The organism is Methylobacterium sp. P3_A11, from assembly GCF_056403155.1.
This window is the reverse complement of the sequence record NZ_JBFUGA010000002.1, coordinates 79143-96270: the sequence shown is the minus strand read 5'-3', so window position 1 is coordinate 96270 and position 17128 is coordinate 79143. Positions and strand designations below refer to the sequence as shown.

At 64.2% G+C, this 17128-nt stretch carries 14 protein-coding genes and 2 pseudogenes; 2 read left to right on the top strand and 14 right to left on the bottom strand.

What is annotated here, in order from left to right:
• Positions 1 to 385: 385 nt before the first annotated feature.
• Positions 386 to 550 (bottom strand): annotated as a pseudogene (locus AC1DXK_RS01180) (Crp/Fnr family transcriptional regulator); the annotation flags it as partial.
• 58 nt (positions 551 to 608) lie between these two features.
• On the opposite strand from AC1DXK_RS01180, the gene AC1DXK_RS01175 reads away from it, so the two are divergent.
• Positions 609 to 806: a hypothetical protein gene (locus tag AC1DXK_RS01175; RefSeq protein WP_477296527.1), complete on the top strand. Its 198-nt coding sequence runs from the start codon at positions 609 to 611 to the stop codon at positions 804 to 806.
• A 528-nt stretch (positions 807 to 1334) separates the two neighbouring features.
• On the opposite strand, the pseudogene AC1DXK_RS01170 reads toward AC1DXK_RS01175, so the two are convergent.
• A pseudogene (locus tag AC1DXK_RS01170) lies at positions 1335 to 1683 on the bottom strand (transposase); the annotation flags it as partial.
• Positions 1684 to 1850: 167 nt separating this feature from the next.
• On the opposite strand from AC1DXK_RS01170, the gene AC1DXK_RS01165 reads away from it, so the two are divergent.
• Positions 1851 to 2885 (top strand): SDR family oxidoreductase, encoded by a 1035-nt coding sequence (locus AC1DXK_RS01165; protein ID WP_477296525.1) that lies wholly within the window; start codon positions 1851 to 1853, stop codon positions 2883 to 2885.
• A 47-nt stretch (positions 2886 to 2932) separates the two neighbouring features.
• On the opposite strand, the gene AC1DXK_RS01160 is transcribed toward AC1DXK_RS01165, so the two are convergent.
• The 12 genes from AC1DXK_RS01160 to AC1DXK_RS01105 all read right to left on the bottom strand — a co-directional run bounded on the left by AC1DXK_RS01160 (position 2933) and on the right by AC1DXK_RS01105 (position 17116).
• Positions 2933 to 3346 (bottom strand): cytochrome o ubiquinol oxidase subunit IV, encoded by a 414-nt coding sequence (locus tag AC1DXK_RS01160; RefSeq protein ID WP_477296523.1) that lies wholly within the window; start codon positions 3344 to 3346, stop codon positions 2933 to 2935.
• Between the two features lie 59 nt (positions 3347 to 3405).
• Positions 3406 to 4029 carry a cytochrome c oxidase subunit 3 gene (locus AC1DXK_RS01155; protein WP_477296521.1) on the bottom strand — a complete coding sequence of 208 codons (624 nt, stop codon included), beginning with the start codon at positions 4027 to 4029 and terminating at the stop codon, positions 3406 to 3408.
• Positions 4026 to 6128 carry a cbb3-type cytochrome c oxidase subunit I gene (locus AC1DXK_RS01150; RefSeq protein ID WP_477296519.1) on the bottom strand — a complete coding sequence of 701 codons (2103 nt, stop codon included), beginning with the start codon at positions 6126 to 6128 and terminating at the stop codon, positions 4026 to 4028. The genes AC1DXK_RS01155 and AC1DXK_RS01150 overlap by 4 nt, the downstream gene beginning before the upstream one ends.
• The gene (locus tag AC1DXK_RS01145; RefSeq protein WP_477296517.1) at positions 6128 to 7060 is read right to left on the bottom strand and encodes a COX aromatic rich motif-containing protein; all 933 of its coding nucleotides are present in this window, start codon (positions 7058 to 7060) and stop codon (positions 6128 to 6130) included. The genes AC1DXK_RS01150 and AC1DXK_RS01145 overlap by 1 nt, the downstream gene beginning before the upstream one ends.
• Before the next feature lie 764 nt (positions 7061 to 7824).
• A complete protein-coding gene (locus AC1DXK_RS01140; RefSeq protein WP_477296515.1) occupies positions 7825 to 8661 on the bottom strand; it encodes an SMP-30/gluconolactonase/LRE family protein in 837 nt (278 codons plus the stop codon).
• 327 nt (positions 8662 to 8988) lie between these two features.
• Positions 8989 to 9282, bottom strand: a complete 294-nt coding sequence (locus tag AC1DXK_RS01135; protein ID WP_477296513.1) for a hypothetical protein — start codon at positions 9280 to 9282, stop codon at positions 8989 to 8991.
• 238 nt (positions 9283 to 9520) lie between these two features.
• A complete protein-coding gene (locus tag AC1DXK_RS01130) occupies positions 9521 to 9763 on the bottom strand; it encodes a hypothetical protein (protein WP_477296511.1) in 243 nt (80 codons plus the stop codon).
• Between the two features lie 311 nt (positions 9764 to 10074).
• Positions 10075 to 10968 carry an SMP-30/gluconolactonase/LRE family protein gene (locus AC1DXK_RS01125; RefSeq protein ID WP_477296510.1) on the bottom strand — a complete coding sequence of 298 codons (894 nt, stop codon included), beginning with the start codon at positions 10966 to 10968 and terminating at the stop codon, positions 10075 to 10077.
• A 294-nt stretch (positions 10969 to 11262) separates the two neighbouring features.
• Positions 11263 to 11685 carry a DoxX family protein gene (locus AC1DXK_RS01120; protein WP_477296508.1) on the bottom strand — a complete coding sequence of 141 codons (423 nt, stop codon included), beginning with the start codon at positions 11683 to 11685 and terminating at the stop codon, positions 11263 to 11265.
• A gap of 38 nt (positions 11686 to 11723) precedes the next feature.
• Positions 11724 to 13304 carry a GMC oxidoreductase gene (locus AC1DXK_RS01115; RefSeq protein ID WP_477296578.1) on the bottom strand — a complete coding sequence of 527 codons (1581 nt, stop codon included), beginning with the start codon at positions 13302 to 13304 and terminating at the stop codon, positions 11724 to 11726.
• Positions 13305 to 13577: 273 nt separating this feature from the next.
• Positions 13578 to 15371, bottom strand: a complete 1794-nt coding sequence (locus AC1DXK_RS01110) for a glycoside hydrolase family 15 protein (RefSeq protein WP_477296506.1) — start codon at positions 15369 to 15371, stop codon at positions 13578 to 13580.
• Positions 15368 to 17116, bottom strand: a complete 1749-nt coding sequence (locus AC1DXK_RS01105; RefSeq protein ID WP_477296504.1) for a GMC family oxidoreductase — start codon at positions 17114 to 17116, stop codon at positions 15368 to 15370. Before AC1DXK_RS01105 ends, AC1DXK_RS01110 begins: the two co-directional genes overlap by 4 nt.
• Positions 17117 to 17128 lie beyond the last annotated feature (12 nt).

Here is a 17128-nt window from a genome sequence, read left to right as displayed (position 1 = left end):
ACCCTTGCACGCTCAAACCTATACCTGGACACAAAGGCGAGCTACCTGACTGAAGTCGGCGGCCACGTGATCTGGACGGTGCACCTGGGCAGTGTCTGGGCCGCACGCAGAAGCCAAGTTCCATGGGCACGCTTGCGGAGCCTATTCTGGGGCACCGGGGTCCGCGAGCCGCTCGCCGGTCCAACCCTGAGCCTCGTCGAGGTCGGCGAAGGTAGGTAGAATGACTTCACTAACTGGGCCAGACCCCGCTTCCAAAAACCACATCCCACCCTGCTCCCGTGCTCATCCGAGAGCTGCACCAGGACGGCGACGAGATAGCCGTCGGCAAAGATAAGCTGGCTGTACTTGCTGCCGGTCCGCACATGCGCGGGCTGCGAGCGAACGCTCATCCAGAAGCTCGCCTCTTCAAGTGCGGGTCGAACTTCGCCGCTTTGCTCAAAGCTCTCCAATCCAGGATGATGAGCGTGCGGCCTCTCAAGTCAGTGAGGTCTAGGCGCCGCAGGGCCTGCAGCACTCGATTGAAATAGATCGGTGACAGACCAAGTGCGTCGCTGAGTGCTTGTGACGGTCAGGGAATCGCAGAGATCATCCTCCCAAAGTGCTCCGAGATGGTGAACTGCGGGGATCAGGAGTGCGGTGAGCAGGCCACCCAGAGTCTCGTCGCTGCGCAGAAGAACGGCGACTTCCGCGTCGAGATCGACAGTGACTGGGGCGAGCAGCAGAGCGTGGAGGCGCTCAGTCTCGCCTCCGGTCGGCTGTCCCGTCGTAGAGCGGATGCGGCTTGGCTGCCGGTGAAGCGGCCGTAGACGCGGCAGAATCTCTCCCTCAACGACACGCGCAAGAGCGTTCGTTACCGCCGCGTCGGGGTCAGACGCGCGCTCGGGATGCGGCGGGCACCCCTTCGAGCCCGTGCGGGTGAGACGTCGGCTCGCGTTTTGGCTTGTCAGATCTTCAGACACGCTTCTTCTCGCGTCTTTCGAACGGCCGGATCACTGGCCTGCCTCATGGCCAAGGTGCCCGAGTTGGAACCATTTCGAGACCGAAGTTCAGGGCCGTGTGTTGGATTACTGGTCCGCTGCCGGACTGTTCCCGGTGGCAATCTGAGCCGCGCTGCCGCGTTGGTCCCTTAGATCAGACCACGTCAGCTGGAACGTGCAATGAGCGGCCGATCAGCCGCACAACGTTCACCTGGTGTCGCATAGTGAGGAGGGGGCGTGTGAGCTTAGGGGCAAGCCGGCAGCAGCCCGATGCCGAGATCAGGCAAGTGGTATGGCCGATCCCGCCTGAGCCCATCCGCCAGCCTTTCGGTCGCCTGCTGACCACGGCCTACGAACACCGTTGCTGTGAACCCTTTTTCTCGCGGTGCGGCTGGCGTTGTCGAGGTCGGGGCTGCCAGTCGAGCGCATCTGCATTCGATAACTGTTCTCGCATCACGCGATGCAGAGCGGCCCGGACACCGGCCGCCTGCCACTCGCCCAGCCTCCGCCAGCACGCCTTGCCGCTGCAGCCCGCTTCGGTCCGCGGCAGGTGCTTCCAGCGCATGCTGGTACGCACCACCAGGATGATGCCCTTCAGCGCGGTTCGATCCAAAGTGCACGGCCGCTCACCTTTTAACTTCTCAGGTTCGGGCGGTAGCAACGACTCGACCAACGCCCAGAGCTCGTCGACGACGAGCGCGTTCATGTACTCTCCGCCCGATCGAGCACGCCATGTCCCTCGCCTAAAGATTTCAAAGCATCGTTATAATTTATATGCAGAGAACTAATCTCGATAAGAAGTCCTGGTCATCCATTTGGCGGCGCCGATATTTGCCGGTTTGTGTCGCAATTTACAAAGAAAGGTGATGATCCATGGTTTACGGAGACACCAAAAACGGGCGGCCGACCGTCGTCATTACGGGCGCCAGCGCGGGAGTCGGACGCGCGATTGCGCACGAGTTCGCCCGGCATCGCTGGAATGTCTCGGTTCTCGCCCGCGGCGAAGCAGGGCTGAAGGGGACCGTGCGGGACATCGAGCAGGCCGGCGGCCGCGCAATGGCGCACCGGGTTGACGTGGCCGACGCCGAGGCAGTGATGCGAGCAGCGGACGAGACCGTAAAGGAGTTCGGAGCCATCGACGTCTGGATCAACGTCGCGATGGTCACTATCTACTCGCCCGTGCAGCAGACAAAACCTGAAGAGTACAGGCGGGCGACCGAGGTGACGTATCTCGGTCAGGTCTACGGCACGCTTGCCGCACTCAAGCACATGACCGCACGCGATGCAGGCAGCATCATCTGCATCGGCTCAGCCCTGGCCTACCGCTCGATCCCGCTGCAGTCGAGCTACTGCGCCGCCAAGGCCGCGGTGCGCGGCTTCCTCGATAGCTTGCGCAGCGAACTCTTGCACGACGGCAGCCGCGTGCGGCTGACGATGGTGCAACTTCCCGCCGTTAACACGCCGCAATTCGACTGGGCGCGCTCGCGCATGCCGCGGCGTCTGGAGCCGGTGCCGCCGATCTATCAGCCGGAGGCGATCGCCCGCCATGTCTATCGCGTCGCGCACGACATGCCGCGCGAGCTGTGGATCGGCGCCCCAACCTGGAAAGCGATACTGGGCAATATAATCGTACCCGGCTGGATCGACGGCTACCTTGCCCGGAACGGCTACCGCGGCGAGATGACGAGCCAAGCTGCGATAGAGAACCGCCCGGACAACCTCTACAACCCGGTCGATACGGATCCCGGCGCCCATGGTCGCTTCGACCGACGCGCCGTTCCTACGGTGCCGGCGGCGGATCCGCGTTGGCTGAAGCTCGGCATCGCGACGATGCTCGGCGCCTTCGCCGTCGGGGCGCTCACCGCGGCATGGATAGCCGACGCCCCCCGGCGCCTGCAGGGTCGCTGAATCGGATCCCGGCCGGCCCGCGGCGCCCATTGCACGCCGCGGGCCGGCTACATCATGCGCATGCGTTCATTGAACAGAACGACGAGGCTGCCGCCCACCATCACGGCGATGATCAGCGTCGAGAACAGGATCAGCTGGAGATCATCGCGCGCCGACCGCGTCAGATCGATGTGCAGAAAACAGCGGAAGTGGACAATCGCTTGGATCAGCGCCAAGCCAAAAATGACGCCCAATGCGGTCGTGCCGGTCGTCCAATGCCAGTGGACGAGGGCAAAAGCCGCACAGGTCAGCAGGAGAGCCAGCGCGTAGCCGACGCCGTACGTGACGAGGTCGCTGCGCTCGGAATGCGATCCGTCGTCGTTAAGCTTGCGGTTGCGGTTGCGGTTGCGGTGCGCGCCGCGCTGGGGCTGCTCTCCCGGCACTCGGGCGCCACCGAACAGGAGCCTAGAGGCGCTGAGCACGGCGGCGGCACCCGCAGCCTTCAGCAGGACTCTCGCCCGCGATTGACCATGCCCAGACATCAGATTTTGCCCTGTAGATAGACCACGGAGAAGATCGCGATCCAGATGATGTCGAGGAAGTGCCAGAATAGACCGAGCTTCAGCAAGTTTAGCTTGACTCGGGCATCTGTGCCGAAGGTCGCGATCTGCACGAGCATCACCACGATCCAGATGCAGCCGGCCGTGACGTGAAGGCCGTGCGTGGGCACTAGCGCGAAGAAGACTGACAAGAAGCCACTCCGGTCCGGACTTGCCTTGTCGGACAGCATGGTGGCGAAATCATTCAACTCGAAGCCCAGGAAGGTCATCCCGAGCGCCAGCGTCAGGAAGAGCAGCACGGCGAGCCTCACGCGGCCGCGGTCGTACTTCAACGCAATCGAGGCCAGCCCGAAGGTCAGGCTGCTCGTGAGCAGGATCAACGTCTCGATGAACGCACTGCCGAGCTTGAACTCGGCCTGCGGCCCCGGCGCGCCCGCGGTGGCCGCGACTTGCGTGCCGTAAACCGCGAAGAGCAGCGCGAACAGCACCGCGTCACTCATCAGGAAGATCCAGAACCCGTAGAGGCCGATCTCGGCCTCGCCCGGTTCGAGTTCGTCGCCGCTCTGGAGGTTGAGGCCGATGTGCCGGAGCTGTGGTCCGGTCATGCCGCGACCTCAGCGGGGTTGATCTTGGCGAGTCCGCGATTGGCCTGGCTCTCTTCGAGTTGACGGGGCACGGGGCGCGCCGCGTGAGCCAGGTCGAGCCAGCGGCGGTCCTCGGCCTCGACTTCGGAGGCTGGGATCCACCGGTGGGTCTCGCGCACGAAGCTGCGCGCGATCACAGGGAGCCAAGTCGCCGCGAGGCCGAAGACCGCCATCCACCAGATGTGCCAGACGAGGGCGAAGGTGCAGACCGCACTCCCTAATCCGACGAGCGGCCCGACCCAGCTGTTCTTCGGCATCTTCATGCCGCGGTAATGGTCGGCCGGCTTGTAGGCGCCGCTATGGGCCTTGCGCAGATAGAACGTGTCGCGGCCGCTGACATGTGGGATCGTCGCGAAGTTGTACTCCGGCGGGGGCGCCGCGACCGACCATTCGAGGCTGCGCGCATCCCAGGGATCGCCGACCGGAACACGGTTGCTCTCACGATCCCGCACGCTGACCCAAAGCTGCACGAACAACGTCACGAGGCCGGCGAGCAAGATGAGGGCCCCGAACTCAGCCACGATGAGCCAGGGCCGGTAGTCGGGCTCGAACAGAGCTTGGCTGCGGCGCGGCATGCCCCCGAGACCGAGCACGTACAGGGGCATGAAGGCGAGGTAGAAGCCGACGACCCAACAGCCGAAGGAAATCTTGCCCCAGCCTTCCGAGAGGCGGAACCCGAACGCCTTCGGGAACCAGTACTGGTAGCCGGCGATCAGGCCGTAGAGCGTCCCCGGGATGAGCACGTTGTGGAAGTGTGCGACCAGGAAAACGGTGTTGTGGACCATGAAGTCCACGGGCGGGATCGCGAGAAGGATGCCGGACAGGCCGCCGAGCACGAAGGTTATGATGAAGGCGACCGAGAACAGCATCGGCGGCGTGAAGCGCAACTTGCCACGGAACATCGTCCAGATCCAGTCATAGACCTTCACGCCGGTGGGCACCCCGATCATCATCGTAGCGATCCCGAAGAAAGAATTGATGTTCGCGTTCTGGCCCATTGTGAAGAAGTGGTGCAGCCATACCGTGAACGATAGCACCCCAATCGCCATAGTCGCGATGACGAGCGACGTGTACCCGTACAGTTCCTTGGACGAAAAAGCTGACACGACCTCCGAGTAGATGCCAAAAGCCGGGAGGATGACGATGTAAACCTCCGGATGGCCGAACAGCCAGAAGAGATTCACATAGTTCATCATGTTGCCGCCGAGATCGTTCGTGAAGAAGTGGTAGCCGAGGTAGCGATCGAGGGCGAGCAGAGTGGTCGCGACGGTCAGCGGCGGCATCGCGAAGATCATCAGGATCGCGGTGCACAGCGCCGTCCAGCAGAAGAGCGGCATGCGCATCAGATGCATGCCGGGGCAACGCTTTTTGTAGATCGTCGTCGCGAAGTTGAGGCCGGAAAGGGTCGTGCCGATCGACGATAGGGTGATGGCCCAGATCCAGTAGTCGGGGCCGACGCCAGGCTGATACGCAACCTCTGTGTAAGGCGGGTAGCCCGACCAGCCACCGGTGGAGAACTTGCCGACCGCGAGCGAGATCATCACGAGTCCTGCCCCACCCCCGGTCAGCATCAAGCTGATCGAGTTCAGCAGTGGGAAAGCCACGTCGCGCGCACCGATCTGGAGCGGCACCACATAGTTGATGAGGCCTGTCAGGAACGGCATTGCCATGAAGAAGATCATGATGCTGCCGTGCGTGCTGAACAGCTGAGCGAAATGCTCGGGCGCCACGATGCCGGGAGCATTCACGGCGAGCGCCTGCTGCGTTCGCATCAGCACCGCCTCGATCAGGGCGCGCGAGAACATCACGCCGGCAAGCACGATGTACATGATGCCGATCTTCTTGTGATCGAGGCTGGTCAGCCAGTCGAAGAACAGAGGCCGCCACCAGCGTTTCCAGGTCAGCAGCGCCACGAGGGCGACCGCGCCGACGACGACCAGCGCGCCCGCGAAGGCACCGATAATCTCGCTCACGTTGGGGTCGTCCCATGCCCGCACGAAGGGGAACGACTTGGCGTCGAGCCGGCCGAAAAGGACGTGCCAGAGGTTGACGCCGCTCATCAATGATCCCCCTCGTGGGCGGAATGGATGCCAGGATGTTTCAGGGCGAGGATCGCCTTGAAGAGTCCGGGCGCGACCGATCCAAACAGCACCGGTGTGGCCTGGGTCGAGGGCGTGGACAGTGTCTGGAAGGCATTCATGTCGAGGGTCTTGCCGCCCGCCCGCGCACGGGCCAGCCAGGCGGCGTAGTCGTCGGGCGATTGCGCCAGGACGGGGAACTTCTGATTCTGGAACCCCGTCCCGTTGAACTGCGTGTTCTCGCCGCGGTAACGGCCCGGATCGCTGGCGGCGAAGTTCAACTGGGTGGTCATGCCGGCCATCGCGTAGATCTGGCCGGCCAAGTTGGGCACGAAGAACGACTGCATGACCGTATCGCTGGTCAGGCTGAGATGGACCGGCCGGTCCACCGGGAACGCGAGTTCGTTCACGCTCGCGACCCCCTGCTCGGGATATATGAACAACCACTTCCAATCGAGCGCCACCACCTGCACCTCGACCGGTGGGTTAGGGGAAGCCAGCGGCTTGTAGGGATCGAGCGCGTGCGTGTCGCGCCACAGGAATACCGCCAGCACGGTCACGATGATGACGGGCGGGATCCAGATCAAACCTTCGAGGGGCCAGTTGAAGCCCCATCGTGGTCGGTAGRCGCTCTCGGTGTTCGAGAGCCGGTAATGCCACGCGACGATCGGCGTCAGCAGCAGCACGGGCCCGACGACGAAGAGCAGGATGAAACAGGCGATCAAGAACAGGCCGCGCGTTCGGTCGGCGACAGGGCCTGCGGCATTCAGAAAGCCGTGATCGAGCACACCGCAGCCGCCGAGCTCGGCCAGTGTCGCGCCAACGCAGAGCCGAGCCAGATTGGCGGCCGCTGTGCAAAGTGTGCAGCCTTGTCCGTCATGTCCGCGCATCCGGATCGGGTCAGCCACATCCATTTCCGGGCTTCCTGGCGGATGCTTCGGTGCGACCGGCTGTGCGCGGCGTAATGTTTCGGATGGCGAATGACCGATCCGCCTCCACATCGGACGATAGAGATTTGTCCTTAACAACGTTTGGATCACACCATTCACTCTGGCTGTAAAACGCATGTCGCCTAATGGCCATATTGAGTAAGAGTGCCGTAATTCAGGCGCTGATCAGTTGCTGATCACAATCCGTCATCTCGCCTCAATCGCGCTGTACATCTGCGTTAAAGAGGTGAGCGTAAAACAAATCGTTGTTACATTCGCGTTATATACTTATCCGCCGCCTTCGCAGGCTCATTTTTTAACGGGTATCGCGGAAACTGGCGGCGATAATGAGCCTTTCAAGTCTAGGCCTTAGGATGCACACGTCGGTTTCGGTACCCTGGCGTACAGGTTGGCTCCCGCCACGCAGTGCCCGTCCTCGGACTCTGTGCGGGGCTTGTGCCTGCCCTGTGGGTCGGCTGGTCGACGGGCCAACCTGGGTCGGCGCAGCCGGTCGACCGGCAAAGCCTCGGCTGAACCTCTCCTCGGACCCGAGTCGACGATCCAGACCCTCGCGTGCTCTGATCGTGCTGTGGCAGCGCGTCCAGGTCCCGACACGGATCTGTGACTTGGCCGACGAAATCGACAGCTGGGGTTTGGTACAGCCGCGGTATATCTCGTCGCCCTTGCCGCAGCGAAGACTAAGCGTAACCGCCAGGCGCAAGATCCGCATCCTGGTCGCACCGGCGCAGCTAACCGATGAGGTCGAGTGCGTAGAGATGCGCGCCTGAGGTGATAAACAAGCGCGTCTCACCGGGAGCGAAGCAGAGGTTGGAGCAAGTTTGAGGCGTCGGGATCAGACCCAGCCGATGCCCGTCGCTCGAGAAGACCTGCACGCCGGCCTCGGAACTCGTCCAGACCCAGCCGCGCCTGTCGACACGCAGGCCGTCTGGGATCCCAGGCTCGATCTCGGCAAACACGCGCTGGTTCTCCAGCCCTGGCGTTGCGGTCACATCGTAGGCGAAGATCGTGTGTCGGTTGCCACCGAAGGACCGTGAGGTGTCGGTGACGTAGAGCGTTCGGCCATCTGGGGTAAAGGCAAGTCCATTCGGCTGTTCGAGATCCGCCATCCGCTCCGCCTCGCCCGTCGCCGGATCGACGCGGTAGACACTCCGGTGGCCGAGTTCGGGTTCGGCGAGCGCACCCTGCTTGGGCAGCGCGAGCCCGTAGCTCGGGTCGGTGAACCAAAGCGCGCCGTCAGCGGCGCAGACGACATCGTCCGGCGAATTGAACCGCCGTCCCCGGTAGGTCCCGACCAGAGGCTCGTAGCGTCCATCCGGGGTCGTACGCGACAGGCGCCGGTTCCCGTGCTCGCAATGCACGAGATTGCCCGCATCGTCGATCGTGTGGCCGTTGATGAAGGGCGTCGCATCGACGACCACCTCGACGCACCCGTCCTCGCGCCAGCCGAGCACGCGCCGGCCCTCGACATCGGACCAGACAAGCATGCGGCGGGCAGGCCACCAGACCGGCCCCTCGCTGAACACCGCATCGTCGTAGAGCGAGACGAGCCGCGTGCCATGCGGCACGACATCGGTAAAGCGCGGGTCCCGCGCCCGAGGTAGATCGACGCTGGAGACAGGTTGCGGTGGTCCCGCGCGACGAACGACGTCCGGCATCATTGACCTCCGAGCACTCGGAGCCGCGCAAGCCTAGGTTTCTGCCGACGGCAGGAAGGGCCGCCCGAGTTCCACGGACAGGCCGGCGTTCTGCGGTCTCGCGCCATCAGGCCGCTCCATCAGGTAGCGCGGCGCCGCTCAACCGCCATCTTACCCGCATCCTGAGGCTGGCGGGGTGGAGAGAAACGGCACTCGCACAGAGCAGAGTCCACAAGTGGGACAAGATGTACGCTGCAGCTATCTCTTGTCGTTCGAGCCTGGCTTCTGATCCAGAGCCTGGTTCGCTTTGCTGACATGATCGAGGCAAGATCTTTCGTTGTTTTTCATGTCTTCTTCCCGCGCGAGACGCAGTTCCGCGGACGCCATCTCGGCGGGGCCCGCGTTGACCTGAGATGGCATTCTCGTTTGCACCTTGTCGATCTCTGGTCCGCAGTGGGAGGTGCCGGCCCAAGCAGACGTCTGGCCGAGGGATACACCCAGAAGAGCAGCCGCCGCACAGGGCAGGAAAAGAGCTTTCAACACGCGATGCATAGTGCCTCCGACATTGTACGTGAGTGCTGAAAGAACGACTTCGCCGCGGCGTAGTTTCTCCGCATAAGGCAGAACACGAGCGGACTAGTACGGGCGCGTACTGGTTCTTGCGCGAAACAGCCGCCGGGGTCAGATCGAGAAGCACGTCGGCGCCGCGCCGATCATAGCCAAGCTCAGCGCCAACAGCGTCACCTCTGCGCCGCTTTCCGCTCTTGCCCGCCCATTTTTGATAGCGCGTTCAGGGGCACTCGTCCGCGGCGCCGAAAGGCTGCCGTACCAGCCTCGCCCCGGCACTGCGCAGGATCTCAATGCAGGTCTCCGCGCCGCCGCGGAACATGCGCAGATCAGCCGTCCGCTGCCCTATGCTGAAATTGACCAGAGCGAGTTCCGGCAGCCAATCCGGCAAGTGCGGATCGGCCAGGATCGTGCGAGATCTGGCGTCACTCCGGATACCGGGCAGGGCATGCAGCAGGCTGAACATCGGGTCCGCGTCCCAAGCCTGCGGGACGTTGGCCCCGAGATACTGCACCGGGAAAGGCGCGGCGGGCCGGCCCGTCCCGGCGAAAACCTCCGGCAGGCGGTGAATCATGAAGCGGTCGGCCGCCGCGATCAGGCCGGCGGCGATGCGGGCACCTCGGCACGGAAGCCATACTGGACCAGCCCGACCGCGACCGGGCCGGTGTCATGCGGCCAGACTGGTGACCGCGGCAATCGCCGCGAGCGCGCCCACAAGCTTTCCGTGAAGGAAGGGGGATTGGTCCGCGTTCCGCTAAACGCCTCATGGCTAGAGTCCTATGCCCCCAAATCGATCGCCAGCAGGTAATTGGTGGCCGCGATGAAAACGCGGCGCATGCCGGGCCCAGCAAAGGCGCAGTTCGAGGGCGTGGCGGGTGTGGGGAAGAAGCCGAGTCGAACGCCATCGGCAGCGTAGATGTGAATACCGTCGCCGGCGGTGGTCCATATCCAGCCCCGTCGGTCGACGGCGAAGCCGTCCGGGTAACCATGGTCGGTCCGGCAGAACAGGCGCCTCTTCGTGAGCGCCCCATCGGAGCCCACATCGAACGCCTGAATCTCGTGGGTGTCCCGCTCGTGCCCCCCGATGATCTCACCCAGCGAGCGGGCCGTGTCGGAGACGTAGAGCGTGCGACCATCAGGCGAGAAGAACAGACCGTTCGGTTGCTCGAAATCCGCCATACGGTCGAGGGCGCCGCTGCGCGGATCGAACCGATAGACGCTGCGATGATCGAGTTCAGGGTCAACGAGGCTGCCCTGGTTGGGCATCAGGGTTCCGAAGGTCGGGTCCGTGAACCAGATTGTCCCATCAGCCGCTACGGTGACGTCGTTGGGTGAGTTTAGGCGCTTGCCTTCGTAATGCGTGACGATCGGCTCAGGATCACCGTCGTCGACGGAGCGGCTGATGCAACGTCGGCCATGCTCGCAATGGACGAGGTAGCCGTCACCGTGCAGAGCGTTGCCGTTCATGAACTGCGTGTTGTCGATGGCCACCTCGACACGACCGTCGGGGTACCAGGCGAGCAATCGGCGGTTGGGCACGTCGGACCAGACCAAGCGGTTGCGCGGCGTATCCCAAACCGTGCCCTCACCATGCAGCGTGAACTGATGCAGGATCAGCAACTCGGCGCCTGCCGACAGCACGCGTTCTAAACGCGCGTCATGCACCTCCACGCCGCTGAAGCCTTGTACGGGCTTCGGAGGTCCCGCCCGCCGCAGTAGGCGCCCTGGAAGCAGGGATGGATCATCCGACATACAGGCCACCTCTCACGGATGGATCTTCGGATCGGCGGTGCAAGTCTGACGCTTGGAACCGCTCCTGATGCAGGAACGCCAGCGCCTTGGCGGGCCGGCGAACGGGCCAACATGTTTGGGTTGGATCGCCCACACGTAGCTCCGCTCGAGGCACAGGCGAGCTGCTCGAAGCACCGCGGAACGGATCGGTCAGTATGCTGGCCGTGCGGCAACTCATGGGTGGTCGCTGTAGGGGTGAGTGGAGCCGAAGGGGTGGTGAATGAGCGCTTCCAGGCCGGTGCCATTCGGGCCCACGACCAGCAGCAGGAAGCCGGCGCCGAGCGAGAGGTTCTTGAGGAAGTCCCAGAATAAGGTCCGCCCCTTTCCACTCGGATCCGACCAGAAGTCGCCGGCCGCCCAGAATCGCTTGAAAAGGATTGCGGTCGCGGCGCAGTAGCCCGCGATCACGAACGCACAGGCTCGATCTGCCTCACCGGTCACGACGCCGAGTGAGCAGAAGATTTCGACAGCCAACCCGGTCAGCAGAACCGCTACTGCGAGCGCCCGGGTCTGGAACACGGTCTCGGCCTGCTTCACCGCGTTGCCGAAACCGACCACCTTGTCGAGCGCGCTGAACGGCAGGAACAGGAGCACCATGCCGTATCGCACCAAGAGGGCGACGATCGCAGCCCCGCTCACAGCCGGTCCTTCAGGATATCGGCGACCCGCAGCGCATTGGCGATGATGGTCAGCGTGGGATTGACTGCACCGATCGACGGAAAGAAGCTGGCATCCGTCACGTAGAGGTTCTCAACTTCGTGGGCGCGGCAGTCGAGGTTGAGCACTGACGTGTTCGGATCGGTTCCGAACCGGCAAGTACCGGCCTGATGAGCCGTTCCGGACAAGGGAATGTCCTTGCCGAAATAAAGAGGCCGCTCAATCAGAACAGCAGGCCAGCTGATCTTGGTGAGCACCTCCTCCAGCTTCGCCTTCAACCGCTTCAGCGCTTCCGGGTTCGTCTCGACAAGATCGAGGTGAACCTTGCCGTCCTTGTAGTAGACGCGATTGTTGGGACTTGGCAGATCCTCACTCTGGAGCCAGAAATCCATCGAATGGCTCGCCAGCTTTTCGAAGGGCATATCGGGCAGCCATTCGAGCGAGGTCGGCAGGGTCTCGCCCTTTATCTGGTCGGCATGGCTCGTCGCGCACATCTGGACCAAGCCGAGCGGGTAATCCCAGTCATCGCTGCCGAAGTAGAAGTCGCTGAAGGCGAGTGTCTTCTGAAAGACGGTCTCGTTCTTTTCCTTCATCACGGCCATCACAACCGACATGTCGTGGCGCATGTAGTTGCGGCCGACCTGATCCGAGCCGTTGGCGAGACCGTTCGGGTGCTTCGCGTTGGCGGAACGCAGCAGGAGCAGCGCCGAGGACAGCGATCCGCACGCCACCACCACCGTTCCAGCCCTGTAGATCTCCTCCTGTCCGTGACGCGTGACGTGAACCGTTTCCACCCGCTGCCCGCTGGCATCGGTGTCGAGGCGAGAGACATACGCCTCAGTCAGCAGCGTGACGTTGTCGTGCACGGCCAGCATCGGATCTATGCACATGACCTGCGCGTCCGCCTTGCCGTTCAGCAGACAGGGGAAGCCGTCGAAGTAGGAGCACCTCATGCACACGCTCGTTGCCGTCGCAAAACCGTCTTCCTTCTGATCGAGGCGGATGCCGAGCGGCAGGTGAAACGGATGGAGGCCGATCCCGGCGAGCCGATCCGACAGCTCCTGGATCTTGGGCTCGTGCTTTACTGGCGCAAACGGATACGGCACGGCCGTCGGCGGTTCGAGGGGATCCTCACCCCGACGGCCGTGGACGTGGAAGAGTGCCTCGGCTTCGTCGTAGTAGGGCGCGAACGCGTCGTATTTCAGCGGCCATGCCTGCGAGATTCCAGCCTTGTGAACGACCTCGTCGAAGTCGCGTTCACGCAGGCGGAACAGCGCGGCTCCGTAAACCTTCGAGTTGCCGCCGACGTAATAGTGGAGCGCTGGGCTGAAGGTTTCACCGCTCCTGTTCGTCCACGTCTCGTGAGCCTGGTAGCGTCCGTCCACGAAGACGGCCTCAGCGCTCCAGTTTGCTTCCTCGCGCGGAAGGTAGCCGCCGCGTTCCAGGATCAGAATCCGCTTGCCGGTCGGGGCCAAGCGGTGCGCCAGCGAGGCTCCGCCGGGTCCGCTCCCGATCACGATCAGATCGTATGTTTCAGCCATCTCACCATCCGGCATCATCACCAGCACAGAAGGCGGATCCCTGCGGGCAAGTTCACGCACTCAAGCCCGGGATCTGTACGCGAACGGACCACCTAAACGACGGCCCCATAATCGCCGAATCTGCGCCCGTCGAACGTCGCGGGCCGATGCCGCCCGGGGGCTCTGGCCCACTTTCAAGCCGGCTCGGCCCGCGTGGGCCCACTCGCCGCGGTGGCAGTCCCCACCGCGCCGGCACGCGCGCCAAAAGCCTGCTCCGGGGGTGTTCAACGCGATCCTCGGAACGCTGCGGGTTCAAACGTTGCGTGAACCGTCACCTTCGATCCCGCCGCGTCTCAACACCGACCCCGAAAGATGCAGTGCGGTCTGAACCAAGGCGAGATGGCTCAGTGCCTGCGGGAAATTACCCGCGAGGTGGCGACCTGGGACGTTGTACTCCTCGGCCAAGAGCCCCAGATCGTTCCGGACCGACAGCACGCGCTCAAACGTGTTGTGCGCCGCTTCACGCCTCCCCTGCATGAGTTGGCAGTCCGCAAGCCAGCAGCTGCAGGCCAGGAAGGCTCCTTCCGGATTTGTCCCGCGAGCCTGCTTGCGCCGCACGAGCCCCTCCTCGACGAGATCCCGCTCGATCGCTTCGATGGTTCGGGCGATCCGCTCGTCGTCAACCGGCAGAAAACCCACGAGCGGTAAAAGGAGAAGGCTCGCGTCGAGTTCCTGGCCGCCGAAATAGTTGACGAAAGTCCTCAGGCCGGCGTCGTAGCCGTCCCGGCAGATCTCCGCGTGCATGCTGTCGCGCAGGTTTGCCATGCGCGCCAGCATCTTCGGATCGGTCTTGGCCATCTTGGCCCGACTATCGACAAACCGGTCGACCGCGACCCAGCACATGACCTTCGAGTACACGTAGTGCCGCGGTTCACCGCGCGCCTCCCACAGACCCTGGTCGGGATCACGCCAGATAGCCGCGACATGGCGCACGATGGCGTCTTCGACTTTCAATCCGTGCTCTGGCCGCTCCATGCCGGCTTTGGCGGCGAGGTGGAGCGTGTCGAGCACCTCCCCGTAGATGTCGAGCTGGCGCTGACCGGCAGCCGCGTTCCCGACGCGAACAGGGGCGGCCCAGCGGTAGCCTGGTAGCCACGGAACGATCCATTCCTCCAGGCGGCGGCTGCCGTCGATGCGGTACATGATCCGCATCTTGTCCGGATCCCCGGCGACAGCGCGGAGAAGCCAGTCGCGCCAGGCCTCCGCCTCCTGCTCAAAGCCGGCATTCAGCAGGGCGGACAACGTGAAGGTGGAGTCCCGGAGCCAACTAAAGCGGTAGTCCCAGTTCAAGGCACCTGCGGGTGCCTCGGGAAGCGAGGTGGTCGGAGCCGCGACGATGCCGCCGGTCGGCTGATAGATCAGCGCCTTCAGCGTCAGGAGCGAGCGGCGCACCGCCTCCGACCATGGCGTCGGCCTCTCGAACCGGCCGATCCAGTCGCGCCAGTAGGTCTGGGTCCTGGTCAGCGCTGCGTGAACGTCGATGTTGGCCGGGGCGGGCTCAGCGGAGGCACCGTACATCAGCGCGAACGGGCGCTCGTCGCCCGCGCTCACCTCGAACTCTGCCTCGATTACCTGATCGCTGCCTCCGAGAGGCACCGGCGCGTGCAGGACGACGAGATCCGGCCCGACCCGGGCCAGTGCCCGCTTGCCCTGCCGTTCGACCCACGGCGAGAGCGAGCCGAAGTCGAACCGCAGATTCAGCGTGGTGCGGAACCGCACCGTGCCACTCAGGCCGATGACGAGCCGGACCAGGACCGATGCACCGTCGCGGATCGGCATGAAATCCGTGACTCGGACGGCGCCATCCTCCGTGTGGAAGTCGGTCTCCAGCACGAGAGTATCGGCCTGATACCGGCGCTGGACCTGTGCCGCTCCGCAGGGATGGAGCTGCCAGCAGCCATGCTCTTCCCTTCCGAGCAGAGCCGCAAAGCAGGCATCCGAGTCGAAGCGTGGCCAGCACAGCCAATCGACCGAGCCGTCCCCGGCGACGAGTGCTGCTGTCTCACCGTCGCCGATCAGGCCGTAATCCTCGATGCGCTTGCTCATGCGACGGCTCGCCTGGGATGGGAGGCCGTCAGGCCGGTCAGTTCCCCACGCGAGGCCATTGCGCTGATGCGGTCGGCCGTGCGCAACGCGATGGCCTGGATGGTGAGCGACGGGTTCACGCCGCCCACCGTGGGAAAAACCGAGCCGTCGCAGATGTACAGGTTCGGGATGTCCCAGGACTGACAATCGGCATTCACCACGGAGGTGCGCGGGTCGGCGCCCATGCGGGCCGTGCCGTTGAGGTGGCAGGTGTCGTCGGTCTGGTCCCAGACCTCGCGGCCACCCGCTGCCACCAAGGCCTCGCGCATGAACTTCAGGGCATGGCGGTTCAGCGCCTTGTCGTTGTCGCACCAGGAATAGGTGATGCGCGCCACCGGCAGCCCGTACTGATCTTTCACGTCCGCGAGCGTCACCCGGTTGCGCTCCTGCGGCATGTACTCGGAGACGACCTTCAGCCCGGCGACGTGGTTGTACCGCTGCATCTCGGCCACCAGCGCCTCGCCCCAGAGGCCGTGCGCCGAGGCCTGGGTGTTGGCCCAGAGTTGCGGCAGCGGCCCCTGGCTCATGTAGGAATAGCCGCCGAAGAAGTCCTTGGCGAAGGGGCCGTAACCCGTGTCGTCGTAGTTCCAGTGCTCGCTGATCGCCAGCGAGGGCGGGCCCTTGTAGCTGCGGATCTCCTCGTCAAAGACGCCCCAGACCGCTTGGTTGCCCTGGACCATCAGGTTCTTGCCGACGAGGCCCGAGGAGTTGGCGAGCCCGTCCGGAAATTCCTGGTTGGCCGAGTTCAGCAGCAGCCGCGGCGTCTCGATGGCGTAGCCCGCCACCACGACGTTCTTCGCTCGCTGGAAGCGCCATTTGCCTTCGCGGTGATAGTGGACGCCGGTGGCTCGCCCGTTCTTGGTCTCGATCCGCCCGACCATGGCGAGGTCGCGGATCTCTGCGCCAGCCTTCAGGGCGCGGGGCAGGTAGCTCACCAGCACGCTCTGCTTGGCATTGGTGGAGCAGCCGAGCGTGCAGAAGCCGCGGTAGACACAGGGCGGCGCGTCGCCGTGCGGGGCCGAGACCGTGGCGAGCGGCGTCGGCGTCCAGCCGATGCCCATCGCCTCGGCGCCCCGAACCAGAACCTTGGCGGCGCCGTTGATCTCGTGCGCGCGGCGGTGATAGCGGCGCCGGTGCGGGCCCCAGGGATAGGAGACCGGGCCGGAGATCTTCAGGTCGTCCTCGACCTGATCGTAGTAGTGCCACATCTCCCGCCAGTCGATCGGCCAGTCGGCGCCGTAGCCCATCAGGGTGCGCGCCTTGAACCACTCCGGCCGGAAGCGCAGGGCCACCATGGCGTAGTGGACTGTGGAGCCGCCCACTGCCCTGCCGGAATTGTTCGAGCCCATCTGCAGCGGGTTTTCGCCGTCGACGATGCGCTCGTCCGTCCAGTAGAGCTTGGACTGGTGGCTCTCATCCGAGGCGAAATCCTCGAGCGGCCGGAAATACGGGCCGGCATCGAAGGCGACCACCGAGAAGCCCCGCTCGGCGAGCCGGCAGGCCAGGGTGCCGCCGCCCGCGCCGGTGCCGACGATGGCGAAATCGACCTCCTCGTCGTCCCGGTGCTGGCGCATCGGCACCCATTCGCCGATCCGCATGACGTTGGGGGCGCGGCCGTCGCGGGCGCGGGGATGGTGCTCCGGATCGTCACCGGGGGTGGCGTGCTTCGGGTTGTCGGCGGCTTTGCCGAGGCCGGGGATGCGCATGTCGAAGGGGAA